The sequence below is a fragment of the Shinella sp. WSC3-e genome, assembly GCF_945994535.1.
Taxonomy (GTDB): Bacteria; Pseudomonadota; Alphaproteobacteria; order Rhizobiales; family Rhizobiaceae; genus Shinella; species Shinella yambaruensis.
Map to the genome: position 1 here is coordinate 74,466 of NZ_OZ000532.1, position 25,560 is coordinate 100,025.

Below are 25,560 nucleotides of genomic sequence, written 5' to 3' on the forward strand. Positions count from 1 at the left end.
CTTACTCCGGCTCCCCCGCCCGGATATAGGCGGTCTTGACCTGGGTGTAGAATTCGGCGGCCGAGCGGCCGTGCTCGCGCGAGCCGAAACTCGAATCCTTCCGCCCGCCGAAGGGCACATGATAGTCCGTGCCCGCCGTGGGCAGGTTGACGGTCATGCAGCCGGTTTCGACATGGCGCCGGAAGTGGGTGGCGCGAGCGAGCGAGCTGGTGAAGATGCCGGCAACCAGCCCGAAGCGCGTGTCGTTGACGACGGAAAGTCCCTCCTCGTAGGAGCTGACCTTCTGCACCGCGGCGATGGGCGCGAACATCTCCTCGCGGTTGAATTCCATGGCATTGGTCGTGCCGGTCAGGAGCGCGGGGGCCATGTAGAAGCCGTCATGGGCAAGCTGCAGGCGCTCGCCCCCGACGGCGACCGCGGCGCCAGCGGCGCGGGCACGCTCCATCCAGGCGAGGTTGGCGGCAAGCTGGCGTTCGCTGACCACCGGGCCGACCTGGGTTCCGTCCGCCAGCGCATGGCCGACCTTCAGCGCCGCGACGGCGGCAGCCAGTTTCTCGACGAAGACGTCGTGGACCTTCGCATGCACCAGGAGACGGGAGGAGGCGGTGCATTTCTGCCCCGTGCCCGAATAGCCGCCGCCGATCGAGGCCGCGACGGCAAGGTCGATATCGGCGTCGTCCATGACAAGCAGGGCGTTCTTGGAGCCGAGTTCCAGCTGGAACTTGGTGAGGTTCGCGGCCGCGGCGACAGCCACCTGACAACCGACCTCGTAGGACCCGGTAAACGTGATGGCATCGACCCCGCGATGGCCGGCAAGTCCGTTGCCGACGACCGAACCCGGCCCCATCAGCAACTGGAACGCTCCGTCCGGCAAGCCGGCGCGGTGGATGATGTCGGCAAGCGCGAAGGCTGAGGCCGGCGTCTCGTTGGCCGGCTTCCAGATGACGGCATTGCCATAGGCGAGCGCCGGGGCGATCTTCCAGCTGGCGGTGGCGGTCGGGAAATTCCAGGGGGAAACGACGGCCACCAGCCCCATCGGCTCGCGGCGCATGTCGATCTCGATGCCGGGGCGGACCGAATCCGCGTTCTCGCCGAGCTGACGCAGCACTTCGGCCGCATAATAGGTGAAGAACTGGCCGGCGCGAAACACCTCGCCGCGGCCTTCCGCCAGCGGCTTGCCCTCCTCCCGTGAAAGCAGTTCGCCGAGTTCGGCGGCACGCTCCATCAGTTCCATGCCGATCGTGTTGAGGATCGCCTGGCGCTGTTCGAGCCCGATCTTCCGCCAGGCCGGCAGTGCTGCGCGGCCGGCCGCCACCGCCTCGTCGACATCGGCTGCATCCGCCTGCGCGTAAAGGCCGATCAGGTCGGTGACATCCGACGGGTTGCGGTTCTCGTGGAAACGTTCGCCCTGCCTCCATCGGCCGCCGATCAGGTTGGCGTAGCGTTCTGCCATTTGCATCTCCATTCCGTTCGACCGAAAATCCGCCAGCGCCACGCTTCAATCAAGCAGATATTTCTGTTATCAATTTCAGAAGAATTGAAGTGAGTGCCATGATCAAGCTGGAAGCATTGCGGGTCTTCGTCACGGTGGCGGAGAGCGGGAACATCAAGGATGCGGCCGACGCCGTCGGCCGCACCGCGTCGGCCGTGTCGATGACCCTGAAGCAGCTGGAAGACGAGATCGGCGGACCGCTGTTCCAGACGGACCGCAAGAACAGCCTGACGGCGCTCGGCAACCTGATGCTCGATCTCGGCCGCGAGCAGATCAGGAGTTTCGACAAGTCCGTCAGCATCATGCGCGCTTTCGCGCACAGCCGCATCGGCAGCCTGTCGATCGCCTCGGTGCCGTCCGTGGCGACGAACGTGCTGCCGCCGATCCTGCAACGGTTTCTTCAAACCCGGCCGCAGGTGCAGGTCGAGCTGTTCGACATCGACAGCGCGCAGGTGCGCCGCATGGTGGAAAGCGGCGTCGCCGATATCGGCATTGCCGGCGAAAGCCGCACGGGCGGCGCGGTGGAGTTCACGCCGCTTTTCAGCGACCGGTTCAAGCTGCTTTGCAAGGACGATCACGACCTCTGCCGCCTCGAACGACCCGTCAAATGGAGCGATCTCAATGGGGCGACGCTGATCCGCAATGGCGCGTCCGACCGGATCGAGGCGGCGGATTACAAGCAGCTTTCGGCACTGTCGCTGATCACCGTCTACAACGTCACCTCACTGGTCGCGATGGTGAAGGCGGGCCTCGGCCTGACCATCCTGCCCTCGCTGACCATGCATGGCGCGCATGAGGGCGTGGCGGCGCTGGACCTTGCCGATGCGGCGGCGAGCCGCCGGGTGGGGCTGGTCGAGCGGCGCGACGTTCCCCCCTCGCCCGTCGCCGCGGCCTTCCGCGCCTTCGCCCTGAAGGAAATTCCGGCCATAGTGGCCGAGCGGCTTGGAACCTGACCACCGGGCGCCTTGCACCTCACGAATGAGGCGTGGCGCCGGCGCGCCGGGCTTTTGCCGGCGTATGACCATAAGCGGCCCTGAAGGCGCGGGAAAAATGCCCGGCGCTGGAAAAACCGGTGGCATAGGCGATTTCGGCGATGGAAAGCGGGCTCTGCTCCAGGAGGCGCCGGCCATGCGCCAGGCGGATCGCGCGATAGGTATCGAGGAAGCTCTGCCCGCGATGGGTAAGGAACAGCCGGTCGAGATGGCGCGGGCTGATGCCGGCAAGCCGCGCCATCTCGCTGCGGTTCAGCGGATTTTCGATGGCTGTCTCCATCTTTTCGAGGACGGCCAGCAAAGCCGGATGGTTGGTGCCGAACCGCTCCGCCACCGCGCCGCGCTGCGGGTCGGCCGGTTCGGCAACGGCGGTGTGCAGATACCAGTCGCTGACGCGGCGGGCGAAATCCGCGCCCATGCGCGCGGCGATCACCGCATGCATCATGTCGAGCGGCGCCACGCCGCCGCCGCAGGTGACGCGTCCGCCATCGACCACGAAGCGCGCCTGACGCGGCACAAGATGCGGGAACGTCTCGCGCAGCAGCGGCGCATGTTCCCAATGGATGGTGAAGGCGCAGGCATCGAGCAGCCCGGCGGCCGCGAGCACATAGGCGCCACTCGAAATCCCGCCGATGCGCACGCCATCCCGGGCGAATTTGCGTAAGGGCGCATGCAGGGCGGAACTGCCCTGCCAGTCGGCGGGATTGCCGCCGGCACAGACATACAGCGTGTGGCAGCTGCCGCCGAGATCGGAAAGCCGGCCGCAGGCGATCTCCAGGCCGGCCGAGCTTCTGACCGGAAGGCCATCCGCCGAGAGCGGCACGACCTCATAGAGCGGGCTGCCGGCGATGAGGTTGGCCGCGCGCAGCGGCTCGCTCGCCGAGGCATAGGACATCAATGCGAAATTCGGCAGCAGGATGAAGCCGATGCGTTGCAGGTTTCGGATATCAGGAGGCTGCATGTCCTGATTCTACCTCAAAAAGTCCCTTCAATGCAATGAAGCATGCCCGTTCGCTGCTACTCAAGGACCAACGGCCTCTCTCACGAAAAGCGACGGCGATGCGCTACTCAGCCCTCTCCCTCCTCTGGAACGGACTTCGCGGCAACCGCGACTGGCGACCGGCCTGGCGCCAGCCGCAGCCGAAACCGCATTATGACGTGATCATCGTCGGTGGCGGCGGGCATGGGCTGGCGGCGGCCTACTACCTCGCCAAGGAATTCGGCATCGCCAATGTGGCGGTGCTGGAGAAAAGCTACATCGGCTCCGGCAATGTCGGCCGCAACACGACGATCATCCGCTCCAACTACCTGCTGCCGGGCAACAACCCGTTCTATGAACTGTCGATGAAGCTCTGGGAGGGGCTGGAGCGGGACTTCAACTTCAACGCCATGGTCTCGCAGCGCGGCGTGCTGAACCTCTACCACTCCGACGCGCAGCGCGACGCCTATATGCGGCGCGGCAATGCCATGCGCCTGCACAGCGTCGATGCCGAACTGCTTGACCGCGACGACGTGCGCCGCATGGTGGCCTTCCTCGATTTCGACAATGCCCGCTTTCCCATCAAGGGCGGGCTGCTGCAGCGGCGCGGCGGCACGGTGCGCCACGACGCGGTCGCCTGGGGCTATGCCCGCGGCGCCGACAGGCACGGCGTCGACATCATCCAGGGCTGCGAGGTCACCGGCATCCGCCGCGAGAACGACCGCGTCGCCGGCGTCGAGACGAGCCGCGGCTTCATCGGCTGCGGCAAGCTGGCGCTGGCGGCGGCCGGCAATTCGTCCGAGGTCGCCCGCATGGCGGATCTCAAGCTGCCGCTCGAAAGCCATGTGCTGCAGGCCTTCGTCTCGGAGGGGCTGAAGCCCTTCATCGACGGCGTCGTCACCTTCGGCGCGGGACATTTCTACGTCTCGCAGTCCGACAAGGGCGGCCTCGTCTTCGGCGGCGATATCGACGGCTACAATTCCTACGCCCAGCGCGGCAACCTGGCGACCGTCGAACATGTCGCCGAAGCCGGCAAGGCGATGATCCCGGCGCTCTCGCGCGTCAGGGTGCTGCGCGCCTGGGGCGGCATCATGGACATGTCGATGGACGGTTCGCCGATCATCGACCGCACGCCGATCGACAATCTCTACCTCAATGCCGGCTGGTGCTACGGCGGCTTCAAGGCAACGCCCGCCTCCGGCTTCTGCTTCGCCCATCTCCTGGCGCGCGGCGTGCCGCACGAAACGGCGGCGGCCTTCCGCCTCGACCGTTTCCGACGGGGTCACCTCATCGACGAAAAGGGCCAGGGCGCCCAGCCGAACCTTCACTGACGGAGATTTGACATGGCAAGCCTCGTGCCCTGCCCGCATTGCGGGCCAAGACCGAAAGAGGAATTCACCATCAAGGGTGCGGCGCTGCCACGCCCCGCGCCAACCGCCGATCCGGCCGAGTGGTTCGACTATGTCTATCTGCGCGACAATCCGCGCGGGTCCCATGAGGAATACTGGCACCACACCGCCGGCTGCCGCCGATGGCTGGTCGTCAGCCGCGACACCATCACCCACCAGGTCGCCGCCTGCCGCGATGCCGCAGTGCAAGGACACGCCGCATGAGCTCCCATCGCCTGCCGCAGGGCGGCCTGATCGATCGCAGCAAGCCGCTCGCCTTCACCTTCGACGGCAAGCAGATGCAGGGGTTCCAGGGCGACAGCCTCGCCTCCGCCCTGCTGGCCAACGGCCGCCGGCTCGTCGGCCGCAGCTTCAAATACCACCGTCCGCGCGGCATCCTGACGGCCGGCGCCGCCGAGCCGAACGCGCTCGTGACCATCGGCAGCGGCGGGCGCACGGAGCCCAATACGCGCGCCACCATGCAGGAGCTTTATGCCGGCCTTGCGGCCCGCAGCCAGAACCGCTGGCCCTCGCTCGACTTCGATATCGGCGCGCTGAACGGCCTCCTCTCGCCCTTCCTCGGCGCCGGCTTCTACTACAAGACCTTCATGTGGCCCGCCGCCTTCTGGGAGAAGGTCTACGAGCCCTTCATCCGCAAGGCCGCCGGTCTCGGGAGGGCGACGCATCAGGCCGACCCGGATCGCTATGAAAAGCGCTGGGCGCATTGCGACCTTCTCGTCATCGGCGCCGGGCCGACGGGGCTTGCCGCGGCACTTTCGGCCGCCCGGTCCGGCGCGCGCGTCATCGTCGCCGACGAGCAGGCGATGGCCGGCGGCGCACTGCTGTCCGAAACCGCCACGATCGCCGGCAGGCCGGCGCCGGCCTTCGCGCAGGACTGTGCCGCGGAGCTGGAGGCGCTGCCGAACGTCACGCTGCTGACGCGCACCACCGTCTTCGGCTGGTATGACGGCAATGTCTTCGGCGCGGTCGAGCGGGTGCAGAAACATCTCGCCGAACCGGCGCCGTCCGTGCCGGTCGAACGCCTCTGGCGCATCGTCGCCAAGGGCGCGATCCTCGCCAGCGGCGCGGAAGAAAGACCGCTGGTCTTCGGCGGCAACGACATTCCCGGCGTGATGATGGCCGGCGCCATGCGCAGCTACCTCAATCGCCATGCCGTCGCGCCCGGAAGGGCGACGGCGATCTTCACCACCAATGACAGCGGCTATGCACTCGCCCGCGATCTCGAGGCGAAGGGCCTCGATGTCGCGGCCATCATCGATCCGCGTGAAAGCGGCGGCGCGGACTATGCCGGAAAGGCGCGCCTCATCCGCAACGCGGTCGTCACCGACGCTCATGGCGGCAGGAGCCTGTCCGCCATCGACATTCGCACGGGCGGCCGTACGGAACGGCTGGCGGTGGACGCGCTCGCCCTGTCGGGCGGCTTCAGCCCGGTCATCCACCTGGCCTGCCATCGGGGCGGCAGACCCGTCTGGTCCGACGAGAAGGCGGCATTCCTGTCCCCGGCAAGCCTCGATGGCCTCGTTCCCGCCGGCGCCGCATCCGGCATCGCCGGCCTTGCAGCCTGCCTTGCGGACGGCGCGCGCCAGGGCGCCAGCCTCGCCGCCGCGCTCGGCTTTGCCGCAAGCCCCATCCCCTTCGGTCCGGTCGAGGGCGATGCGCCGGCTGCGCCCGCCAAGGTGCTCTGGTCGATCCCCGGCGTCCGGGGCAAGGCCTTCGTCGATTTCCAGAACGACGTGCACCACAGGGATCTCGATCTTGCGGTGAAGGAAGGCTACGGCCATGTGGAACTCGCCAAGCGCTATACGACCAGCGGCATGGCGACCGACCAGGGAAAACTCTCCAACATCAATGCCATCGGCCTGCTGGCCGAAGCGCGCGGCGTTTCGCCGGGCGAGGTCGGCACGACCACCTTCCGTCCATTCTACACCCCCGTCTCCTTCGGCGCCCTTGCGGGCGCCTATCACGGAGAGCACTTCCAGCCGGTGCGCCGCTCGCCGCTGCATGGCTGGGCGGAGCGCCATGGCGCGGTCTTCGTCGAAACGGGCCTCTGGTACCGTTCCGCCTGGTTCCCGCGCACCGGCGAGAAAGGCTGGCGGGAGAGCGTCGACCGCGAGGTTCTCAACGTGCGCAACAATGCCGGGCTTTGCGATGTCTCCATGCTCGGCAAGATCGAGATCTGCGGGCCGGACGCCGCCGAATTCCTCAACCGGGTCTATTGCAACGCCTTCCTGAAGCTGCCGGTCGGCAAGGCCCGCTACGGGCTGATGCTGCGCGAGGACGGCATGGTCTACGACGACGGCACGACAAGCCGGATCGAGGAAAACCGCTTCTTCATGACGACGACCACGGCCTATGCGGCGGGGGTCATGAACCACTTGGAGTTCTGCGCGCAGGCGCTCTGGCCGGAGCTCGACGTGCGCCTCGCCTCCGTCACCGACCAGTGGGCACAGATGGCGATCGCCGGGCCGAAATCGCGAAAGATCCTGCAAGTCATCGTCGACGAGGATCTCGGCAACGACGCCTTTCCTTACCTGGCGGCCCGGGAGGTCTCGCTGTTCGGCGGCAGGCTGCACGGCCGGCTCTTCCGCATCTCCTTCTCCGGCGAGCGCGCCTACGAGCTTGCCGTGCCCGCGGCCTATGGCGACCGCGTCGCCGAGGCGCTGATGGAGGCCGGGCAGGCCGATGGCCTGATGCCCTACGGCGTGGAAGCCTTGAGCGTTCTGCGCATCGAGAAAGGTCATGTCACCCACAACGAGATCAATGGAACCGTGACCCCGGGCGACCTCGGCTTCGGCAAGATGGTGTCGGCAAGCAAGCCGGACTTCATCGGCAAGGCCATGCTGCAACGCGAAGGTCTCAACGCCCCCGACCGGCCGCGCCTCGTCGGCGTCGTGCCGCTCGATCCCGGTCAGTCTTTCCGCAGCGGCGCGCATATCCTGGCGAAGGGCGCGGCTCCAACCCTGGAGAACGACCAAGGCTACGTTACCTCCAGCGCCTTCTCGCCGCATATCGGCTCGACCATCGGGCTGGCGCTGGTCAGACGCGGCGACGAGCGCCATGGCGAGGACGTCACCGTGTGGAACGGGCTGCGCGGTGAATTCACCGCCGCACACCTCTGCGCTCCCGTGTTCTTCGATCCGGCCAACGAGAAGCTTCATGCCTGACCTTCGCCCCTTCCCGGCGCTTGCCGCCCGCAAGCCTCTCGCCTCGTCGCGCATCCGCCTGTCGGCGCTTCCCGAAGGCACGATCCTGCAAATGATCGCGGGACTGCAAACGCCTGGTCCGGTGGATGGCCTCGAACGGCTTGCCGCCGAGACCGGGCTTGCGCTGCGGGCGATCTCGCCCGGCCAGTGGCTGCTCGTCGGTGACCGGCCGACCCCCTATTCGCAGGCATGCCGCCTGCTCGCGGCACTGGAGCCGCATGCCAGCGGCATCGATCAGAGCCATGGCCGGGTGCGCCTGCATCTGGAAGGGCCGATGGCCGCGGCGGTGCTGTCCAAGGGCACGGCCGTCGACCTTCATCCGTCCGCCTTTGCGCCGGGGCACACGGCCGCGACCCTTGTCGGCCATGTCTCGGTCCACCTCACGCGCCTCGATGCGGAGGCCTTCGAGATCACTGTCCTGCGTGGATTCGCCGAAACCCTGTGGGACGACCTCGCGCTTATGTGCGCGGAATTCCTCTAGCCTGAGGATCCGGCGGCGAGCCTCGTCGTTTCGCGGACGATCCCGTCGAAAGCGCGCCTGGCCCGCAGGGAAAGACCGCGGGCACGCACATAGCCGTGCGGAAGGGCTGCGCCAGCCAGCAGCAATGCCGTACCGCCAGCCGCGCCGATCGCCCGGCAATAGGCTTCTCCCTCGCAGGCCAGCGGATCGTATTCCGCGATGAATACGACCGTCGGGGGCAGGCCGGAAAAATCACCGGCTGCGAGCGGGCTGAAGCGCGGGTCGTCATAGGGCGGCGCGCCGCCCGCCCGCGCCGCGTCATAGGCCCTGACATCGTCCTGGGAGAGCAAGGGGGCATGCGCATGCCGCTCATGGCTCTCGCCGATCCAGGCTGCGGACATCGCCGGATAGATCAGAAGCTGGCCGATCGCCGGCCGCCTTGCCCCCTTCATGGCGTGGCAGAGGCAGGCCGCGATATTGCCCCCGGCGGATTCCCCCATGACGAGAAGGGGCGCGGCGAAGTGCCGGCCGGCCCACCGGAAGGCGCACACGGCGTCCTCGAACGGCGCCGGATGACGATGTTCGGGCGCCAGCCGATAGTCGACCGAGACGACGGACAGGCCGGTCCTTGCGCAGAGTTCGGCGCAAACATCGTCGTGGCTTTCGAGGCCGCCCAGAATGAACCCGCCGCCATGGAAGTAGAGAACGACCGGCCGATCCGGCCGATAATCCGCACCGGTCCGGTATTCCCGGACAGCAACGCTGTGCCCGCAATCCTCGGCTCGACGATCCGTGCGGCTCACGCCGTCGGGATGCGGCTGGCGCAGGGCTTGGCACATGCGGTCATAGATCCTGCGGTTTTCGCCGACCGGCAAGGCGAGCGCATCCGGCGGATAGAACGTGTTGACCGTGTCAACATAGGCCTGCAGGTCGGGATCGAGTCGATAATCCATCTCGGGTCTCTGCATAGACGGGAAAGAGCCGCGCTGACCTTGGAACGCCAGCGCGGCAAGCGGGCCGGACAGGGGTCCGACAGGGGAGCTAGAGGCCGTTCGACGCCAGGAATGCGGCTGCCACCTCTTCGATCGACTTCTTCCGCACGTCGATCTCGCCGTTCAACTGCTGCATGGTCGCGTCGTCCAGTTTGGCGGAAAGCTGATCGAGGAGCTCGCCAAGCCTGGGATTGGCTTCCAGGACATCGCTCCGGATCGTCGGCACCAGCGCATAGTCCGGGAAGAAATGCCGGTCGTCGTCGAGCAGGACGAGGTCCATGGCGGCGATCCGGCCATCCGTCGCGGCGACGACCGCAAGATCGACGTCCCCGTTCTGAAGGGCGGGAAAGACCAGCCCGATTTCCATCGGCCGGATATTCCTCCGGCCCGCCTCGAAGCCGTAGGTTTCCTGGAGGCCGAGCAACCCGTCCTGCCGCTTGGGAAACTCCGCGGTCGTTGCCATCACCGGGTCCTTGCCGGCATTGTAGGCGGCAGCCAGGTCCGACAGGCTCGCCATTCCGTCGGTCTTCGGATTGTCCTTGCGGATCGCAAGCGCATAGGTGTTGTTGGCGCGCGACGGCGAAAGCCAGGTGATGCCGCGCTCGGCATCCTTTTCCTTGACGATCCTGTAGGTTTCATCCGGTGTCAGGCGATCGGTGATCTTGTTGAAGTTGACGAGCGCCGTGCCGGTATATTCCCAGTAGACGTCGATCTCGCCGTTCTCCAAGGCGGCGCGGACGATGTTGGTGCCCATTCCGTCCCGCTTGCTCACCGTGAAGCCGTTCTTCTGCAGGAGCTGCGTCGTCATTTCGGCAAGCAGGAACTGCTCCGTGAAATCCTTGCCGCCGACCTTGATGTCCTGTGCCGCGGCCGCGCCGGCGGCGGTCATGGCAAGACCGGCGACCAGTGCGGCCTGAATGGCAGTCTTCAGGTTATCGATGATGCGCATCATGTCGTTCCCTTCGTTCTGTCGTTGTTCAACTCACTTGAGGGTCTGCCGCGTCGTTCGATGCCGAAAGCCGCACCGCCGTCTCCCAGAGTTCGGCGTCGACGCGGACAGGCTGGTTTCTCCCGGATCGCCCGGGAAACCTCGCGCCTGCGGCCTCGTGAGCCGTGGCCAGCCGGCCGATGGCCTCGGGGAAGTGACCGGCGGAGAAATGGCCGGGATCGATCGCGATCAGGAACTGCCCGACGCACGGCGGGCCGCCCTCATCGTTGCCGAAGGCGCTCGCCTCCGTGCTGAGGACCGAACCGGTCAGCGCGGCGGCCAGGATTTCGACAAGGAGGGCGATATTGGCGCCCTTGCGGCCGCCGGCCGGCAGGAGCGAGCCTTCCAGGCCGGTGGCCGCATCGGTCGTCGGCCGTCCATGCCTGTCCTGTGCCCAGCCCGCCGGGATCGCCTCGCCGCGATTGCGGCGGAGGATCATCTCCGTCTTGGTGACGGCGCTCATGCTCTGGTCGACGACAATAGGGGGAGCTTCCGCCGAAGGCACGGCGAAGGCGAGCGGGTTCGTTCCGAAGAGTGCCTGTGTCGCACCGGGCGGCGCGACGGAGGCCGGCGCATTCGACAGGCAAAGACCGATCAGGCCGTTTTCCGCGAGCGGGAGGACGTGATGAGCAAGCGCGAGACAATTATAGGAGTTGCGCACCGCCATCGCCCCGATGCCGGACCGGCGGGCCGCATCGACCAGGGCCGGCGTACCGGCCGCGATGGCGGGATGCGCGAAGCCGCATCGCGCATCGACCGTCACCGTGGCGCCGCGTGGCGCCACATCGGGAACGGCCTTTCCATCCACCTTGCCGATCGTCAGATGCCGGCAGAAGATCGGCAGGTAGTAGAGGCCGCAGACACGGTTTCCGCCGGCCTCCGCCCTGGCGATCGCCTGCGCCACGGGGCGCGCGTTGTCGACGGTCGCGCCATGCTTCTCCAGCGCGGCGAGGCAAACCGCCTCGATCGTTTCACGGGTCGTCTCGACCGTGCTCATCGGCTGGCCGCGTAGCGTCTTTCGCCCGCGGCGACGAGGTCGTCGGCGAGGGTGAAACCCAGCCCCGACATCTTGAAGGCATCGAGCCAGCCGTTCCTCGGGGCAAGGCCCGGGGAGGACACGATATCCTTCTCGACGAGCTGCCACATGATCTGGTTGCCGTCGTCGAGATTGGGGATGGCAAGCCCGATGTGATGTTCGGCGCAGGTGGTGATGCCCGTAGTGAAGGACGAATGGATGCAGATCTTCAGCCCGGCGGATTCCGCCACGGCCGCCGCCTTCATCATCGGCTGTATGCCGCCGATCTCGCGCGGGCCGATGCAGATCATGTCGGCGGCCCGCTGGCGGCAGATCTCGTAGACGTCGTAGAGCGTGAAAGCGGCCTGGTCCGCCACGATCGGAATGCCGACCTTCTCGCGCACATGCGCCATTGCGGGAATGCTCCAGCTCACCGTCGGCTGCTCGATGAACTCGATGTCGTATTTCTCCAGCTTGCGGCACATGTTGATCGCGTCATGCACGCTCCAGCCCTCGTTCGCGTCGAGGCGCAGGCGCGCATCGCCGATCTCGCGGCGGACCGCGGCGGTGATTTCGAGGTCCAGCTTCTCGCCGCGGCCGACCTTGAGATAGAAGACCCGCTCGCCATTGGCGTGGCCGGCAGCGGCGTCGCGCGCAAGCTCCTCGGCCGTCTCGCCCTGGAGGAAATAGAAGTAGCCGACCGCCTTGCGGTGCGCGCCGCCGAGCAGCTGGTGGACGGGAAGGCCGGCAAGCTTGCCCTGGAGGTCCCACATGGCCATGTCGATGCCGGAGAACATCTGGTTGGCGGCCCGCATGATGTTCGCGCCGTGCCCGAGATATTCCCGGTGGAAGATGCGCGCGATGAGCGGGGCCACATCATGCGGCGAATGGCCGACGAGATGGCCGGCGAGGCGCTGGAGGATGGCCGCCGTGCCGGTCTGGTCCGGTGCGACCGTGCACTCGCCGATACCGACGGTGCCGTCATCCGCCTCGATCTCGATGAGATTGACGGCAAAGGATTCCCGAATGCCGTAGGACCAGTGATAGGGCTGCTTCAAAGGCAGGACCAGCGGACGGATGCGGATGCTTGATATCTTGACCATTCCCGGGATTCCTCGAAACGACGGCCGGCATTGCCCGGCTTCCTGCATGCGGCGGCCGGCTTCCGGCACGCCTCTTCCCCTCCCGCCTGCAGGACCCGCAGGCGGGCGAGACTGGTAATGAGACGCGAAAAGCGCCGGCTTACATGCCGAGCGGCTTCAGGTAGTCGGCGGCAACGGTCTCGATGGTCTTCTTCTCGACGTCGACCTCGCTGTTCAAACGCTGCATCGTGGCGTCGTCGAGCTTCGTCGAGATCGCTTCGAGCGCGTCCTTGAGATCGGGATGCTCGTCGAGCACCTCCTTGCGCACGACGGGGGTCAGTGCATAGTTCGGGAAGAAGCCCTTGTCGTCCTTCAGCACCTTCAGGCCGAGGGCGGCGATCTGGCCATCGGTCGCCTGTGCGGCGATCGTGTCGAGATCGCCGTTGGCGAGCGCGTTGTAGGCGAGGCCGAGATCCATCGGCCGGACATTGGCGCGGCCCGCCTCGAACCCGTAGACTTCCTGCAGGCCGATCAGGCCGTCCGGACGCTTCGGAAACTCGGCGGTCGTGCCCATGAGGATCGGCTTGCCGTCGTTATAGGCCTTGGCAAGGTCGGAGATCGTCTCCAGGCCTTCCGTCTTGGCATTGCCCGGCTTGACGACATAGGCATAGGTGTTGTTCGCCGTGGACGGCGCCAGCCAGACGAGGCCCTTTTCGCCATCCAGCTGCTTGACGCGGTTGTAGGTCTCCTCCGGCGAAAGCCGCTCCGTCACCTTGTTGAAGGTGATGAGCGACGTGCCCGTATATTCCCAGTAGAGGTCCACCTCGCCGTTCTCCAGCGCGGCGCGGACGATCTTGGTCCCCATGCCGTCCTTCTTGTCGACGGTGTAGCCCTTGCTCCCGAGGAGCTGCTTGGTGATTTCGGCGATGATCAGCTGTTCGGTGAAGTTCTTCCCGCCGACGGTGATCGTCGCAGCGAAGGCGGACGTCGCGGCAAGAGCGATGGCCGCCGCCGACAAAAGGGTCTTGGCAAGTTTCGGTACGAAGGTCATTTCAGTTCCTCTCTCTTTTCTTGTTATCGCAACGGATTTATCCCTCGTGGAACGAGGTGGTACTGGATCTGGCCGAAAACGAAGTCGACCAGGACCGCAATCAATGCCGTGGGAATGGCCCCGGCCATCATCATCGGGAGTTCGTCCAGCGCGATCCCGGTGAAGATCAGTTCGCCAAGCCCGCCCGCGCCGATCAGAAAGACCAGCGGCGCCGAGCCGACGCAGATCGCGAGCGCCGTGCGGATGCCGCCGAAGATGACGAAGAGGGCGTTTGGAAGCTCGACACGCCACAGGACCTGCCGCGGCGTCATGCCCATGCCGGTTGCCGCCTCCACGAGGTGGGGCGGCACCGCGCGCAGGCCGGCATAGGTGTTGCGCACGATCGGAAGAAGGGTGGCGGCCCACAGGCCGAACACCGCGGGCACCGTGCCGATGCCGAGCAGCGTCATGGAAAGCGCAAGGATCGCCAGCGTCGGCACGGTGCTGCCGATGTTGAAGACCTGCATCGCCGCCTCGGAAATGGCGCGGAAGGCAGGCCGGGAAAGCACGATGCCTACAGGCACGGCCGTGAGGATGGCAAGTCCACCGGCCCAGGCGACGAGCTCCAGGTGCTGTACGGCAAGGTAGGAGATATCGTCGGAATAGGTGAGGATCTCCTCCGCCATGCCGCTCGACCACAGCCAGGCGACCGCGCCCGCCAGCACGACCAGCACGAGCACCGGGGCGAGCGCGGGGCGGCGGCGTTCCTGTGGCGGCGTGGTCAGGATGGCGGGAGCGCTCATGCGGTCTCCCCGTGGCCGAGATTGTGCACGATGGAACGATAGCTCATCACGCCGGCCAGCCTGCCGGCCTCGTCGACGCAGGGCAGCAGGGGCATGTCGTGGGCGAACATCAGCGACACCGCGTGCCGCAGATCGCCGCTGACCGGCACGGCGCCCTTTACGGGTTCCGCATGATCGGCGACCGCACCGGAGCGCGCGCCCGCGACCTGTGCGCTCAGAAGGGATTGCGGCACGCCCTCCGCGTCGAGCACAAAGGCGGCGGCGCTGCCCGACGACCGCATGCGTTCCAGGGCGCTCTCGACCGAATCCGAGCTCTGGACCGTTATGAAATCGGTCTGCATGGCATTCCGCACCGGGATCAGCCTGAGGCGCTTGAGCGCCCGGTCGGAGCCGAGGAAATCCTCGATGAAGCTGTTGGCGGGGCGGGCGAGCAGGTCGTCGGGCGTTGCATACTGTTCGAGTTTTCCGCCGCGGAAGATCGCGATCCTGTCCGCCATCTTCACCGCCTCGTCGAGATCGTGCGAGACGAAGATGATCGTCTTGCGGATCGTCTTCTGCATCTTCAGGAATTCTTCCTGGATGACCTCGCGGTTTATGGGATCGATCGCGCCGAACGGCTCGTCCATCAGCATGACCGGCGGGTCCGCCGCGAGCGCGCGCAGGACGCCGACGCGCTGCTGCTGGCCGCCCGAAAGCTCCTTCGGATAGCGCTTGAGAAAGAGGTCGGGCTGAAGGCCCACGAGCTCCAGGAGCTCCTTGGCGCGCATGCGCGACTTCCGGCGGTCCCAGCCGAGAAGATCGGGCACGACACAGATATTCTCCTCGATCGTCTTGTTCGGAAACAGGCCGATCTGCTGGATCACATAGCCGATGGAGCGCCGAAGCTCGATCGCATCGACGGTGCCGGTGTCCTTGCCGTCGATGAAGACCTTGCCGCTGGTCGGCTGGATAAGCCGGTTGATCATCTTCATCGTCGTCGTCTTGCCGCAACCCGACGGACCGAGCAGCACGCAGATCTCGCCGGTGGGAAGGTCGAGGTTGACATTGTCGACCGCCACGAAGGGATTGTGCGCGGGGCCGAAGTGCTTCGTCAGGTTCTCGAGCCGGATCATTGCGTGACGTCCCCCTGGATGCCGCGTGACGTGAGGAGGCGCTGCACGAGCGCCAGGAAAAGGTCGGCGGCGATTGCCAGCAGCGAGACCGCAAGCGCGCCCGTCACCAGCTGGCGGGGATCGGACTGGCTGATGCCCCGCGAGATGAAGGTGCCGAGTCCGCCCGCTCCGATATAGGCCGCGATCGCCGTCACGCCGATGTTCATGACGACGGCGGTGCGCACGCCCGCCATGATGACCGGAATGGCGAGCGGGATCTCGACCTGCCGCAGACGTTGCCAAGTGCTCATTCCCATGCCCTTGGCCGCCTCGCGCAGCGCCGGATCGACATTGGTGATGGCGGTGTAGGTGTTGCGGATGATGGGAAGCTGGGAATAGAGCACGACGGCCACGACGGCGGGCACATAGCCGATGCCGTGCCCGATCGGCGACAGGAGCGGGATCATCAGGCCGAACAGGGCGATCGAGGGAACAGTGATCATCATCGACGCAAGATAGAGAACGGTATCGGCCGTGCTCTTCGACTGCGTGATGGCAATGCCGATCGGCACCGCCGTGGCGACCGCGATGCCGACGGCCAGGAAGACGATCGAGATGTGCTCGATCGCGCGCGCGCCGATGATGTCCAGATTGTCGATGATGAACCGGACGATCTCCATTCGCTGCGGCCTGCCTTTCCTTGACTAGAGTTGCCCGTAGATTTCGGCGGCATTCTCAAACGTGAAGCGCAGGGGCACGGATCCCTCGATCTGCCATGCCTCGACCGTATCGCCGTCCATGAGGGCGCAGGCGGCCTGCGTATCGACGACCGCGCCGCCATAGAGGCGGTTCGCAAGGTTGAGGATGCCCGTCTGGTGCATCGCAAGGCCGCCGCTGCCGCAGGCGTCCTTGACGAGCAGGACATGCAGGCCGAGATTGATCGCGTCCTTGACCGTCGCGTCGACGCAGGCCTCGGTCCATACGCCGGCGACCATCAGCCATTCCACGCCGCGCTCGCGCAGTTCCGCGATGAGCGGACTTTTGCCGAAGGCGCTCGCCTCGTTCTTGACGAGCAGCCGCTCCGACGCCCGCGGAGCGACCTCGGGACAGATCGCCGTCAGCGGATCGTCCTTGTCGCTGAATGCGGAACGCCCGTCCGGTCCCGCGGGATGGAACGGGCGGGCGTGGTCGGCGAGATCGACGATGTAGGCGCAGTGGAAGACGGGAATGCCGTTGCGCCGCGCCGCCGCCTGGAGGCAGGCGGCATTGCGAAGGACGGTGTCGTATCCTTCCACGAGATAGCGCTCGTCATGGCGATGCTCCTCCTGGAGGTCGATGAAGAGACCCGCAGCCTTCGCATGTTCGATCCGCAACGGCTTCCTCATCAAATCTCCCCGCTCAGGAATTCATCCTCATAGGGAAAGCGCGACAGCAGCTCCGTGCCGGTTTCCGTGATCAGGATCTCGTCTTCGAGCTTCACGCCCTCGCGGCCGCCCTTTTCGCCGATATAGCTCTCGACGGAGACGACCATGCCGGGCACGAGATGGCCGTCGCGGCCATAGGTCTCGTAGTCGATCGCATGGGCGATGAACGGCGTCTCGCCGTGCATGCCGACGCCGTGCATCACCGACGTGTAACGCTGGTCGACGAAGCGGTCGGGTATCTTCCATGCCTTTTCGGCGATCTCGCGGAAGGCCATGCCCGGCTTGACGATAGCGATATTGTGCTGAACCTGTTCGTAGGCCATCCGGTAGAGCGATTTCTGGTAGGGCGTCGGCTTGCCGGGGCCGCAGCGGAAGGTGCGCGAGAAATCGGAATAGTAGCCGTAGCAGCCGATCGTATCGGTATCGAGGGCGACCAGCTCGCCGGGTCGGATCTTGCGCCCGCTCGCCTCGTTGAACCAGGGATTGGTGCGCTGTCCGGAACTGAGAAGGCGCGTCTCGATGAACTCGCCGCCCTGCCGGATGACCTCCTGATACATGATCGCGAAAAGCTCGTTCTCCGAAACGCCCGGCTTGATCGCTTCGCGAACGGCCGCAACCGCCGCTTCGGCACCGGCCATCGAGACCTGAAGGCACTTGACCTCCTCCGGCGTCTTGACGGCCCTGACGGCAAGGATCTCGCCCTGACAGTCCCTGACCTCGCAGCCGCGCTTTTCGAGCGCGAGCGCCTGAAGGTGGCTGCAGCGGTCCATGCCGAGCTTCATCGAGCCGCCGCCGTGCTGCTTGAGCAGCTCCGTGATTTCGTCGGCGAACGGCCCGGCGGTCTCGTCGTCCTTGCCGGAAACCGAGGACCAGACGAGCTTGGACGGGCGTGCCTCGTCGATCGTGTCGAGCACCATCGAGACATGATAGCTCTGCGGGTATTCGAAAAGGACGATCGGACCTTCCGTGGGAATGAAGAAATAACGCGTCGAGTTGCGCAGGAAATATCCGAACATGTTGCGCGATCCCGTCGCATAGCGCTGGTTGTAGGGATCGAAAAGCACCACGGCGCCGTAACCGGCCGCGCGCATCCAGTCGCGAAGCTTCCTCAGCCGCCCCTTGCGCAGCGCATCCGCGTCGATGAACGACGGCTCCGTGTCGGAAAGCCACATGCCGCCGGCCGGATCGGCTGCCGCCGGATGGCGCATGCGGTCCTTGAAATCCACGTCTTCCACGCTGTCGGGATCGAATACAACAATGCTCATGGGGTTCTCCTTTTCCAAGAGAATGGAGAAGGACCGGAGCACGCAATTGCGCGGATTCCGCAGATTCTATGCCGAAATCCGCACCCGCCCATTATTTCAGTCCCGCGATTGCACGCGGCGCCTCGCCTGCCCGCGAGACGCGGCGGCGCACGCTGTGCGGCACATAGCCAAACCGCTGCTTGAAGGCCCGGGAGAAGGCGGCCGCATTGCCGAAACCGCAGGCGACGGCGACCTCATTCACCGGCAGGCTGGAATGCGTCAGCATGTCTGCGGCCCTGCCGAGCCTCAGATTGCGGTAATAGGCATTGGGCGCCGTCCCGAGCTCGGCCTTGAAGGAGCGCTCAAGCTTGTCGGACGAGACATTGAGGCGGCGCGCCAGATCCTCGATCCGCAGCACGTCCTCGATGGCGTCCTCCATCATCGCCACGGCGGAGAGCACGAGGTCGTCGCGAATGCCGCTGCGGATGCGCAATGTCAGCAGCCGCCGGTCGGCGTCGGGCCGCAACGGACTGTGCATGTACCAGCCGGCGACGCCGTCGGCGAGGTCTTCGCCATAGTCGCGCCGGATCATCTCCAGCATCATGTCGAGACTGCCGATCCCGCCGACGGACGTGAAGCGGCGGCGGTCGATGACGAAGAGGTCGGAGCGCATGTCGAGATGCGGGAAAGCCTCCTGGAACGCGGGCTGGCTGGTCCAGTGCAGCGTGCAGGCATGACCGTCGAGCAGCCCCTTGCGCGCGAGGAAGAAGGCTGCATCGGCGATCGCGCCAAGCTCGGCCCCGGCGCGGAGGTTCTTACGGATCCACGCCATCTCCTCGTCGGCGACGAGATGTTCGGCATCGCCCCCGGAACACACGACGATCCGGTCGACCTCCGGCGCGCGGCGGACATGGAAGTCCGGCTCGATGCCGATCCCGTTCGACGCCTTGATCCTTTCACCGGCCGCAACGGTGATCCAGGAATAGCACTGCCTGCCGGAGAGCGTGTTCGCCGCACGCAGGGGCTCGATGATGGAGCTGAAGGCCATCAGCGGGAAGTTCGGAAATATCAGAACCGCAAAGCGGATCGGTTCGGACCCTTTCACCGGCTGTTCTCCAAGCTTATGGCTCCCCTGCCCCGATCTCCTCGCGGCGCCGGACGATATAGGCGTCGAGCTCCTCGCGGATGGCCGGATCGAGCGCCGGCTCCTCGTATTCCCGCAAGGCCTGCTGCCAGACGTCGGTCGCGCGTTCCAGCGCATCGCGTCCGCCGGCCTCCTGCCAGCTGCCGTAGTTCTGCCAGTTGGAGAGGATTGGCTGGTAGAAGGCCGTCTCGTATCGCGCCATCGTGTGTTCGGAGCCGAAGAAATGTCCGCCGGCCGGCACCGCCTTGATGGCTTCGAAGCCGAGATCGTCCTCGGAGAAGGGCATGGGCGCGAGGAAGCCCATCATGTTCTGCAGGATCTCGACGTCGAGCACGAGTTTCTCGTAGGAGGCCGTCAGCCCGCCTTCGAGCCAGCCCGCCGCGTGATAGATGAGGTTCGCGCCGCCGAGCACCGCTCCCCAGGTCGCCATCCCCGTCTCGTAGGCCGCCTGAAGATCGACGGTATTGGAGGCATTGGCATTCGACGTGCGATAGGGCAGCCCGTATCGCCGCGCGAGCTGGCCCGCGATGATGTTCGCCTTGGTGTTCTCCGGCGTGCCGAAGGCCGGCGCACCGGAGCGCATGTCCACATTGGACGTGAACGCGCCGTACATGACCGGCGTGCCGGGATTGACCAGCTGGGCAAGCGTGACGCCGAACAGCGCTTCGGCATTCTGCTGGCAGAGCGCCGCCGCCAGCGTCACCGGCGTCATGGCGCCCATGAGGGTGAACGGCGTGATGGTTACCGGCTGCCCATGCTCGGCCATGGCGATGAGCCCGTCCGCCATCGCATCGTCGAAGAGCCGGGGCGAGTTGACGGAGATGATCGTGATGACGCCCGGCGACCGGCGCATCTCCTCGATGTCGATGCCCCGCGCGATCGCCATCATGTTGATGCCGTCGACAGCGCGCCCCCGGCCGATGGCGGTGCAGTGGAAGCTGAGATCGCTGAGCGTGATATTCGCGTTGTAGGTATCGAGGTGGCGCGAATTGGCCGGCAGCTCGATCGGCGCGCAGACCTGGTTCCCGAGGATATGGATCGCGTTGAAGTAATGGGCCAGCCGCGTGAAGTTCCGGTAGTCGGCCAGATTGCCCTGCCGCCGGCCGTTGACCCGATCGTGCACGTTCGGCGGGCCGGCGACGAGGCCGAAGGCCATGGTGTTGCCGCCGATCGTCAGGCGTTTTTCCGGATTGCGGCTTGTGAGCGTGAAGGCGGACGGCGTGGTGGCCAGCGCCGCCGCGACGATGGTCTCGTCGATGCGGATCGTCAGGTTCTCGCGGTCGACGATGGCGCCCGCCCTCTCGAACAGCGCCATCGCCTTTTCGCTCATCACGCGGATGCCGATCTCGGAGAGAATGCGCATCGAATTGCGGTGAAGCGCCTCGAGACGCTCCTCGTCGAGAAGCTGCATCGGAGGATAGGTGTTGACGACCTCCTGCCACGGCAGCTGCGAAATCCCGCCGCCACCCCGGCCTGCCCGCGATCGCCGGCCGCCGCCGCGTCTGTCACTCATCGAGAACTGCCTTTCACACGCTTGCATCCGCCGCAAGGGGGCAATGACGAGCCCTCGGCATCGGACATGCGTTTATGTTCCGCCTCCCTGGAACTATGGCCAATCCCGACCCGGTCTTCACACGATAAGTTCGGCGGCAATGACCAAGAAAAACGATGTCATGGCGCATCCCGCACTTGCGCAGCGCGAAGGGACCGGATTAGCCTCTGGCAAAAAGGGGAATCCGCAATGAAGCCGCCGCCGCCACTGAACTATATCCGTTCCTTCGAATGCTCCGCCCGGCACCTGAGCTTCACGGACGCGGCCAACGAGCTGGGCTATACGCAGGCGGCGATCAGCAATCATGTGCGCGCGCTCGAACAGTATCTCGGCCGCCAGCTCTTCATCCGCTATCCGCGCAGCCTCAAGCTGACGGAAATGGGGGAGGCCTTTCTTCCCACGCTGCGCCAGGCGCTGAACCAGATCGATTTCGCGACGGAAGCCGTGCTCGCCTCAGCCCGCAACAAGACGGTCGTCATCTCCTGCCCTACCAGCCTTGCCGAAAACTGGCTGGCGAAGTGCGTCGCCGGCTTCAGCCGGAAACATCCCGAGGTGGAGATCCTCCTGCACGGCACGATCTGGGAGGATTCGACGGAACAGATCGCCGATATCCTCATTTCCATCCGCCGCTTCGACAATATGCCGGCAAACGGCAGGCAGCTCTGGAACGACCGGCTCGTGCTTCTCTGCGCGCCCCAGCTCGTGCACGGGCAGAATGCGATCAGGACGCCGCAAGACGTCCTGACATCCAACTGGATTGCCGTGCATGGACGACAGGAATTCTGGCAGGACATGGCCGATGCGCTCGGCATCGACGCCTCCGCGAACGACAAGCGGCTTTCCACCAACTCCACCAATATCGCGCTCGAGATGGCGGCAAGCGGCGCCGGTTGCATCGTGACCACCTGGTCGCTCGCCCGCATCTATGTCGACCGCGGCCTGCTCGTCGAGCCCTTCCAGACCCGCGCCAGGAGCGCATGGAACTACTATCTCGCAGAAGGGCAGGCATCGAAAGGAACGACCGTCGCCAAGGTGCGCGACTGGATCGTCGCCGAAGCGCAGACGGTGATCGGCTGATAGGCCCGGTGCCGCAAAAGGCCGACTTCAGACTAGCCGAGCCCCATCCGGCAACAAACGAAAATTGCGGGATCAATGACCTCGTTTTATTTGTCCATCCGAGGTCAAAAGCGGCTGATTTCCCGCTCCCGCCGCCTTTTGGAAGCAACCGCCCGCCCCTAGACTGGGCCTGCCGGCACAGGTTCGCCGGTGCAAAGGTCATCAGTTCAAGGCTGGAATTCTATGCGCTCCCACGCTCAAGCGGTCGTCATCGGCGGCGGTCTCATCGGTTGTTCCATTCTCTACCATCTCACCAAGCTCGGCTGGTCCGACGTCGTGCTTCTGGAGCGCAGCGAACTGACGTCAGGCTCGACCTGGCATGCGGCGGCCAATATCCATGGCCTGCACGACTCCACCAATATCAGCCTGCTCCAGCACTATACGATGGCGCTCTACAAGGAGCTGGAGGTGGAGACGGGGCAAGGCTGCGGGATCTTCCAGCCGGGTTCCCTCTACCTCGCGCAGACCGAGGCGCGCGAGCACCAGCTGAGGCTGCAGGAGGCCAAGGCGCGCCGCTACAAGATGAACTTCTACGAGATCGGCCGCGACGAGGCGGAGCGCCTGCACCCGCTCGTCGACTTCGACGGCATCCGCTGCATCATGTACGAGCCGGAAGGCGGAAACGTCGATCCGTCCGGGGTGACGATGGCCTATGCGGCGGGCGCGCGGCAGCGGGGTGCGGAAATCCACCGCTTCACGCCTGTCACGGGCACCGAGGCGCAGCCGGACGGCAGCTGGATCGTGCGCACGCCAAAGGGCGACATCCGCACCCGATGGGTCGTCAACGCCGCCGGGCTGTGGGGCCGCGAAGTGGCCGCCATGGCCGGGCTGGAACTTCCGCTGATGCCGACCGAACACCAGTATTTCGTGACCGAGACCATCCCGGAGATCGCCGCGCTCGACCGGCGGCTTCCCTCCGTCGCCGACCGCGACGGCGAATATTACCTCCGGCAGGAGGGACTCGGCCTGCTGATCGGCGCCTACGAGCGCGACATGCGGTTCTGGGCGGAGGACGGCACGCCGCCCGGCTTCGGCCACGAGCTCTTCCCCGACGACCTCGAACGCATCGAGGAGAACATGCTGCGTGCCATCGACCGTGTGCCGGTCGTCGGAACGGCGGGTGTCAAGCGCGTGATCAACGGGCCGATGATCTGGTCGCCGGACAGCGCAGTCCTCTTCGGCCCCGTGCCGGAGCTGGCGAACTACTTCTGCTGCAACGGCATCATCCCCGGTTTCTCGCAGTCCGGCGGCATGGGCAGGCTCGCGGCGGAATGGATGATCGAGGGCGAGCCGTCGCTCGACATGTTCGGCTGGGACATGGCCCGCTTCGGCCATTGGGCGGGCAAGGCCTTCACGAAGGCGCGCGTGCAGGACCAGTACAGCCATCGCTTCAAGATCCATTTCCCGAACGAGGAGCGCGCGGCCGGGCGTCCCGTCCGCACTCGTCCGGCCTACGAGAAGCAGAAGGCGATGGGCGCCGTCTTCGGCCTCAACTTCGGCTGGGAGCATCCCCTCTGGTTTTCCGCCGAGGGCGAGCCGAAGGAAGAGACGGCCGGCTTCACCCGCCAGAACTGGTGGGCACCGGTCGGCCGCGAGGCGCGCATGCTGCGCGAGAATGCCGGCATCATCGACATCTCCAACTTCGCCAAATATGCGGTGAAGGGGCCTGGCGCCGCGGACTGGCTGAATGCGCTCTTCGCCAATCGCATGCCGACGGAGGTCGGCCGCTCCTGCCTGACGCCGCTCATCGGCAGGCGCGGCGGCATCGCGGGCGATTTCACCGTGACGAAGCTCGCCGGGGACGAATTCATGGTCTTCGGCTCCGGCATGGCGGAACGCTATCACCAGCGCTTCTTCAAAGCGGTTCCGCTTCCCGAGGACACCAGCTTCACATCGATGACGGAACGCCTCTGCGCCTTCAACGTCGCCGGGCCGAAATCGCGCGAGCTGCTGATGCGCCTGACGAACGAGGATCTTTCCAACGGCAGCTTCCCCTTCATGCGCTCCCGCAGGATGAGCGTCGCCGGCATCGATGTCGTCGCGTTGCGCGTCTCCTTCACCGGCGATCTCGGCTGGGAGCTCTACTGCGACGCCGATGAGCAGGTGGCGCTTTACGACGCGCTGCTGGAGGCCGGCAGGGACCTGGGTGCAGGCCCCGTCGGCGCACGCGCGCTCACCTCGCTGCGCATCGAAAAGGGCTACGGCAGCTGGAGCCGCGAATATTCACCCGAATACAGGCCGCAGGAAAGCGGCCTCGACCGTCTGATAAAGATCGACAAGGGCGCCTTTCTCAACAAGGACGCCTACGTGAAAATCGCGGCAGAACCCGCAAGGCAAAGGCTCTCGATCGTCTCGATCGAAGCGGAAGAGGCGGACGCCACCGGCGGCGAGCCGATCTTCCTTCCCGATGGAACCCCGGCCGGCCAGGTTTCTTCGGGCGCTTACGGCTACACCGTCGGCATGTCGCTCGCCCTTTGCTACATCAATGCCGACCTGGCGAAGCCGGGCGACAAGGTAAGCGTCGCCATCCTCGGCCGCCCGCACGACGCCGTCATTCTGCAGCAACCGCCGTTCGATGCGGAAGGAACGAGGCTTCGCATGTAGCCGACCTTGCCGCCGCAAGGCGGTCAGGCCTCCTCCAGTCCGCGCAGCATCTCGATGATCGCCGAGAAGTCGCGGCCACCCTGGCCCTGCTTCTCGAAAAGCCCGTAGAGCTGCGCCGCCAGACCGCCGAGCGGTGTCGCCGCGCCGGTCGAAAGGGCGGCCTCCTGCGCGAGCATTAGGTCCTTCAGCATCAGCGCCGCCGCAAAGCCCGGCTTGTAGCCGTTGTTGGCGGGCGAGCCGGGAACGGGTCCCGGCACGGGGCAATAGCTCGTGAGCGACCAGCACTGCCCGGAGGAGGTGGAGGCCACGTCGAAAAGGGCCTGGTGCGAGAGCCCGAGCCTCTCGCCCAGGGCAAAGGCCTCGCAGACGCCGATCATCGAGATGCCGAGGATCATGTTGTTGCAGATCTTCGCGGCCTGTCCGGCACCGGCACCGCCGCAATGCACGATCCTGCGGCCCATGGCGGCGAGGATAGGCTCGGCCTGCCCGAAGGCAGCGCCCTCTCCGCCGGCCATGAAGGTGAGCGTGGCCGCCGCCGCACCGCCCGTGCCGCCGGAGACCGGGGCGTCGAGAGACGGGCAGCCACGTCCGGCGGCGAGCGCATGCGCCTTGCGCGCGCTCTCCACGTCGATGGTCGAACTGTCGATCATCAGCGTGCGATCCTTCACGAGCCCGCAAAGCTCGCCCCAGACGGACAGGACATGCGCGCCCTTCGGCAGCATGGTGACAACGCATTCGGCATCGGCAACGGCATCGGCAAGCGTCGCGGCCACCGAAATGCCGGCCGCGGCCGCCGACGCCCGGGATGCCTCGGAAAGGTCGAAGCCGGCGACGGCATGGCCGGCCTTCACCAGATTGGCCGCCATGGGGCCACCCATATTGCCGAGGCCAACAAATGCGATCTTCGTCATGTCTTCCTCACTTCATCCGCAAAAGCGGT

Annotated in this window: 22 protein-coding genes; 7 read left to right on the forward strand and 15 right to left on the reverse strand. The window is 65.9% G+C overall.

Features of this window, described 5'->3' with window-relative positions; translation table 11 throughout:
• Position 1 precedes the first annotated feature (1 nt).
• Entirely contained in the window at positions 2–1,453 is a 1,452-nt protein-coding gene (locus tag AABF56_RS27075) for an aldehyde dehydrogenase family protein (protein ID WP_272808196.1), read from the reverse strand.
• A 98-nt stretch (positions 1,454–1,551) separates the two neighbouring features.
• Here AABF56_RS27075 and AABF56_RS27080 point away from each other — a divergent pair, with 98 nt between their 5' ends.
• On the forward strand, positions 1,552–2,445 hold the full coding sequence (locus AABF56_RS27080) for a LysR family transcriptional regulator (RefSeq protein WP_272808448.1): 894 nt from the start codon (positions 1,552–1,554) through the stop codon (positions 2,443–2,445).
• A 19-nt stretch (positions 2,446–2,464) separates the two neighbouring features.
• On the opposite strand, the gene AABF56_RS27085 is transcribed toward AABF56_RS27080, so the two are convergent.
• Positions 2,465–3,445: a GlxA family transcriptional regulator gene (locus tag AABF56_RS27085; RefSeq protein ID WP_272808197.1), complete on the reverse strand. Its 981-nt coding sequence runs from the start codon at positions 3,443–3,445 to the stop codon at positions 2,465–2,467.
• A 98-nt stretch (positions 3,446–3,543) separates the two neighbouring features.
• Here AABF56_RS27085 and AABF56_RS27090 point away from each other — a divergent pair, with 98 nt between their 5' ends.
• From AABF56_RS27090 to AABF56_RS27105, 4 genes are read left to right on the forward strand one after another with little or no spacing between them, the layout of a single operon-like run.
• Entirely contained in the window at positions 3,544–4,794 is a 1,251-nt protein-coding gene (locus AABF56_RS27090) for a sarcosine oxidase subunit beta family protein (RefSeq protein ID WP_272808198.1), read from the forward strand.
• A gap of 12 nt (positions 4,795–4,806) precedes the next feature.
• Positions 4,807–5,076 (forward strand): sarcosine oxidase subunit delta, encoded by a 270-nt coding sequence (locus tag AABF56_RS27095; RefSeq protein WP_272808199.1) that lies wholly within the window; start codon positions 4,807–4,809, stop codon positions 5,074–5,076.
• Positions 5,073–8,036: a sarcosine oxidase subunit alpha gene (locus AABF56_RS27100; protein ID WP_272808200.1), complete on the forward strand. Its 2,964-nt coding sequence runs from the start codon at positions 5,073–5,075 to the stop codon at positions 8,034–8,036. The genes AABF56_RS27095 and AABF56_RS27100 overlap by 4 nt, the downstream gene beginning before the upstream one ends.
• Positions 8,029–8,556 (forward strand): sarcosine oxidase subunit gamma family protein, encoded by a 528-nt coding sequence (locus AABF56_RS27105; protein WP_272808201.1) that lies wholly within the window; start codon positions 8,029–8,031, stop codon positions 8,554–8,556. The genes AABF56_RS27100 and AABF56_RS27105 overlap by 8 nt, the downstream gene beginning before the upstream one ends.
• On the opposite strand, the gene AABF56_RS27110 is transcribed toward AABF56_RS27105, so the two are convergent.
• The 12 genes from AABF56_RS27110 to AABF56_RS27165 all read right to left on the reverse strand — a co-directional run bounded on the left by AABF56_RS27110 (position 8,553) and on the right by AABF56_RS27165 (position 20,861).
• Entirely contained in the window at positions 8,553–9,488 is a 936-nt protein-coding gene (locus AABF56_RS27110) for an alpha/beta hydrolase (protein ID WP_272808202.1), read from the reverse strand. The two genes, AABF56_RS27105 and AABF56_RS27110, sit on opposite strands and share 4 nt — an antisense overlap.
• 88 nt (positions 9,489–9,576) lie before the next feature.
• A complete protein-coding gene (locus AABF56_RS27115; RefSeq protein ID WP_288085347.1) occupies positions 9,577–10,476 on the reverse strand; it encodes a glycine betaine ABC transporter substrate-binding protein in 900 nt (299 codons plus the stop codon).
• A 28-nt stretch (positions 10,477–10,504) separates the two neighbouring features.
• The gene (locus AABF56_RS27120) at positions 10,505–11,512 is read right to left on the reverse strand and encodes an Ldh family oxidoreductase (protein ID WP_272808204.1); all 1,008 of its coding nucleotides are present in this window, start codon (positions 11,510–11,512) and stop codon (positions 10,505–10,507) included.
• Positions 11,509–12,633: a mandelate racemase/muconate lactonizing enzyme family protein gene (locus AABF56_RS27125; protein ID WP_272808205.1), complete on the reverse strand. Its 1,125-nt coding sequence runs from the start codon at positions 12,631–12,633 to the stop codon at positions 11,509–11,511. The genes AABF56_RS27120 and AABF56_RS27125 overlap by 4 nt, the downstream gene beginning before the upstream one ends.
• Before the next feature lie 139 nt (positions 12,634–12,772).
• The gene (locus tag AABF56_RS27130) at positions 12,773–13,663 is read right to left on the reverse strand and encodes a glycine betaine ABC transporter substrate-binding protein (protein WP_272808206.1); all 891 of its coding nucleotides are present in this window, start codon (positions 13,661–13,663) and stop codon (positions 12,773–12,775) included.
• A 23-nt stretch (positions 13,664–13,686) separates the two neighbouring features.
• Complete coding sequence (locus AABF56_RS27135) at positions 13,687–14,445, reverse strand: ABC transporter permease (protein ID WP_244770604.1); 759 nt, start codon at positions 14,443–14,445, stop codon at positions 13,687–13,689.
• A complete protein-coding gene (locus tag AABF56_RS27140) occupies positions 14,442–15,557 on the reverse strand; it encodes an ABC transporter ATP-binding protein (RefSeq protein ID WP_272808207.1) in 1,116 nt (371 codons plus the stop codon). Before AABF56_RS27140 ends, AABF56_RS27135 begins: the two co-directional genes overlap by 4 nt.
• Positions 15,554–16,216, reverse strand: coding sequence for an ABC transporter permease (locus AABF56_RS27145; RefSeq protein WP_244770606.1), 663 nt, complete (start codon positions 16,214–16,216; stop codon positions 15,554–15,556). Before AABF56_RS27145 ends, AABF56_RS27140 begins: the two co-directional genes overlap by 4 nt.
• A gap of 24 nt (positions 16,217–16,240) precedes the next feature.
• A complete protein-coding gene (locus AABF56_RS27150; RefSeq protein ID WP_272808208.1) occupies positions 16,241–16,921 on the reverse strand; it encodes an isochorismatase family protein in 681 nt (226 codons plus the stop codon).
• Complete coding sequence (locus AABF56_RS27155; RefSeq protein WP_272808209.1) at positions 16,921–18,225, reverse strand: M24 family metallopeptidase; 1,305 nt, start codon at positions 18,223–18,225, stop codon at positions 16,921–16,923. Before AABF56_RS27155 ends, AABF56_RS27150 begins: the two co-directional genes overlap by 1 nt.
• A gap of 91 nt (positions 18,226–18,316) precedes the next feature.
• A complete protein-coding gene (locus AABF56_RS27160; RefSeq protein WP_432349633.1) occupies positions 18,317–19,252 on the reverse strand; it encodes a GlxA family transcriptional regulator in 936 nt (311 codons plus the stop codon).
• 73 nt (positions 19,253–19,325) lie between these two features.
• Positions 19,326–20,861, reverse strand: coding sequence for a trimethylamine methyltransferase family protein (locus AABF56_RS27165; RefSeq protein ID WP_272808211.1), 1,536 nt, complete (start codon positions 20,859–20,861; stop codon positions 19,326–19,328).
• Positions 20,862–21,089: 228 nt separating this feature from the next.
• Here AABF56_RS27165 and AABF56_RS27170 point away from each other — a divergent pair, with 228 nt between their 5' ends.
• Together AABF56_RS27170 and AABF56_RS27175 are read left to right on the forward strand one after the other, a co-directional pair.
• On the forward strand, positions 21,090–21,977 hold the full coding sequence (locus AABF56_RS27170) for a LysR substrate-binding domain-containing protein (RefSeq protein WP_244770611.1): 888 nt from the start codon (positions 21,090–21,092) through the stop codon (positions 21,975–21,977).
• A 222-nt stretch (positions 21,978–22,199) separates the two neighbouring features.
• Positions 22,200–24,620, forward strand: coding sequence for a GcvT family protein (locus AABF56_RS27175; protein ID WP_272808212.1), 2,421 nt, complete (start codon positions 22,200–22,202; stop codon positions 24,618–24,620).
• Positions 24,621–24,643: 23 nt separating this feature from the next.
• Here the strand turns inward: AABF56_RS27175 and mmsB are convergent, their stop codons facing one another.
• Positions 24,644–25,531, reverse strand: a complete 888-nt coding sequence (mmsB, locus tag AABF56_RS27180) for a 3-hydroxyisobutyrate dehydrogenase (RefSeq protein ID WP_272808213.1) — start codon at positions 25,529–25,531, stop codon at positions 24,644–24,646.
• Between the last annotated feature and the right edge of the window lie 29 nt (positions 25,532–25,560).

Bases quoted from the DNA above. Each gene is read 5' to 3' on its own strand.
- AABF56_RS27075 (WP_272808196.1), bottom strand. From the start codon at position 1,453: ATGGCAGAACGCTACGCCAACCTGATCGGCGGCCGATGGAGGCAGGGC.
- AABF56_RS27080 (WP_272808448.1), top strand. From the start codon at position 1,552: ATGATCAAGCTGGAAGCATTGCGGGTCTTCGTCACGGTGGCGGAGAGC.
- AABF56_RS27085 (WP_272808197.1), bottom strand. From the start codon at position 3,445: ATGCAGCCTCCTGATATCCGAAACCTGCAACGCATCGGCTTCATCCTG.
- AABF56_RS27090 (WP_272808198.1), top strand. From the start codon at position 3,544: ATGCGCTACTCAGCCCTCTCCCTCCTCTGGAACGGACTTCGCGGCAAC.
- AABF56_RS27095 (WP_272808199.1), top strand. From the start codon at position 4,807: ATGGCAAGCCTCGTGCCCTGCCCGCATTGCGGGCCAAGACCGAAAGAG.
- AABF56_RS27100 (WP_272808200.1), top strand. From the start codon at position 5,073: ATGAGCTCCCATCGCCTGCCGCAGGGCGGCCTGATCGATCGCAGCAAG.
- AABF56_RS27105 (WP_272808201.1), top strand. From the start codon at position 8,029: ATGCCTGACCTTCGCCCCTTCCCGGCGCTTGCCGCCCGCAAGCCTCTC.
- AABF56_RS27110 (WP_272808202.1), bottom strand. From the start codon at position 9,488: ATGGATTATCGACTCGATCCCGACCTGCAGGCCTATGTTGACACGGTC.
- AABF56_RS27115 (WP_288085347.1), bottom strand. From the start codon at position 10,476: ATGCGCATCATCGATAACCTGAAGACTGCCATTCAGGCCGCACTGGTC.
- AABF56_RS27120 (WP_272808204.1), bottom strand. From the start codon at position 11,512: ATGAGCACGGTCGAGACGACCCGTGAAACGATCGAGGCGGTTTGCCTC.
- AABF56_RS27125 (WP_272808205.1), bottom strand. From the start codon at position 12,633: ATGGTCAAGATATCAAGCATCCGCATCCGTCCGCTGGTCCTGCCTTTG.
- AABF56_RS27130 (WP_272808206.1), bottom strand. From the start codon at position 13,663: ATGACCTTCGTACCGAAACTTGCCAAGACCCTTTTGTCGGCGGCGGCC.
- AABF56_RS27135 (WP_244770604.1), bottom strand. From the start codon at position 14,445: ATGAGCGCTCCCGCCATCCTGACCACGCCGCCACAGGAACGCCGCCGC.
- AABF56_RS27140 (WP_272808207.1), bottom strand. From the start codon at position 15,557: ATGATCCGGCTCGAGAACCTGACGAAGCACTTCGGCCCCGCGCACAAT.
- AABF56_RS27145 (WP_244770606.1), bottom strand. From the start codon at position 16,216: ATGGAGATCGTCCGGTTCATCATCGACAATCTGGACATCATCGGCGCG.
- AABF56_RS27150 (WP_272808208.1), bottom strand. From the start codon at position 16,921: ATGAGGAAGCCGTTGCGGATCGAACATGCGAAGGCTGCGGGTCTCTTC.
- AABF56_RS27155 (WP_272808209.1), bottom strand. From the start codon at position 18,225: ATGAGCATTGTTGTATTCGATCCCGACAGCGTGGAAGACGTGGATTTC.
- AABF56_RS27160 (WP_432349633.1), bottom strand. From the start codon at position 19,252: ATGGCCTTCAGCTCCATCATCGAGCCCCTGCGTGCGGCGAACACGCTC.
- AABF56_RS27165 (WP_272808211.1), bottom strand. From the start codon at position 20,861: ATGAGTGACAGACGCGGCGGCGGCCGGCGATCGCGGGCAGGCCGGGGT.
- AABF56_RS27170 (WP_244770611.1), top strand. From the start codon at position 21,090: ATGAAGCCGCCGCCGCCACTGAACTATATCCGTTCCTTCGAATGCTCC.
- AABF56_RS27175 (WP_272808212.1), top strand. From the start codon at position 22,200: ATGCGCTCCCACGCTCAAGCGGTCGTCATCGGCGGCGGTCTCATCGGT.
- mmsB (WP_272808213.1), bottom strand. From the start codon at position 25,531: ATGACGAAGATCGCATTTGTTGGCCTCGGCAATATGGGTGGCCCCATG.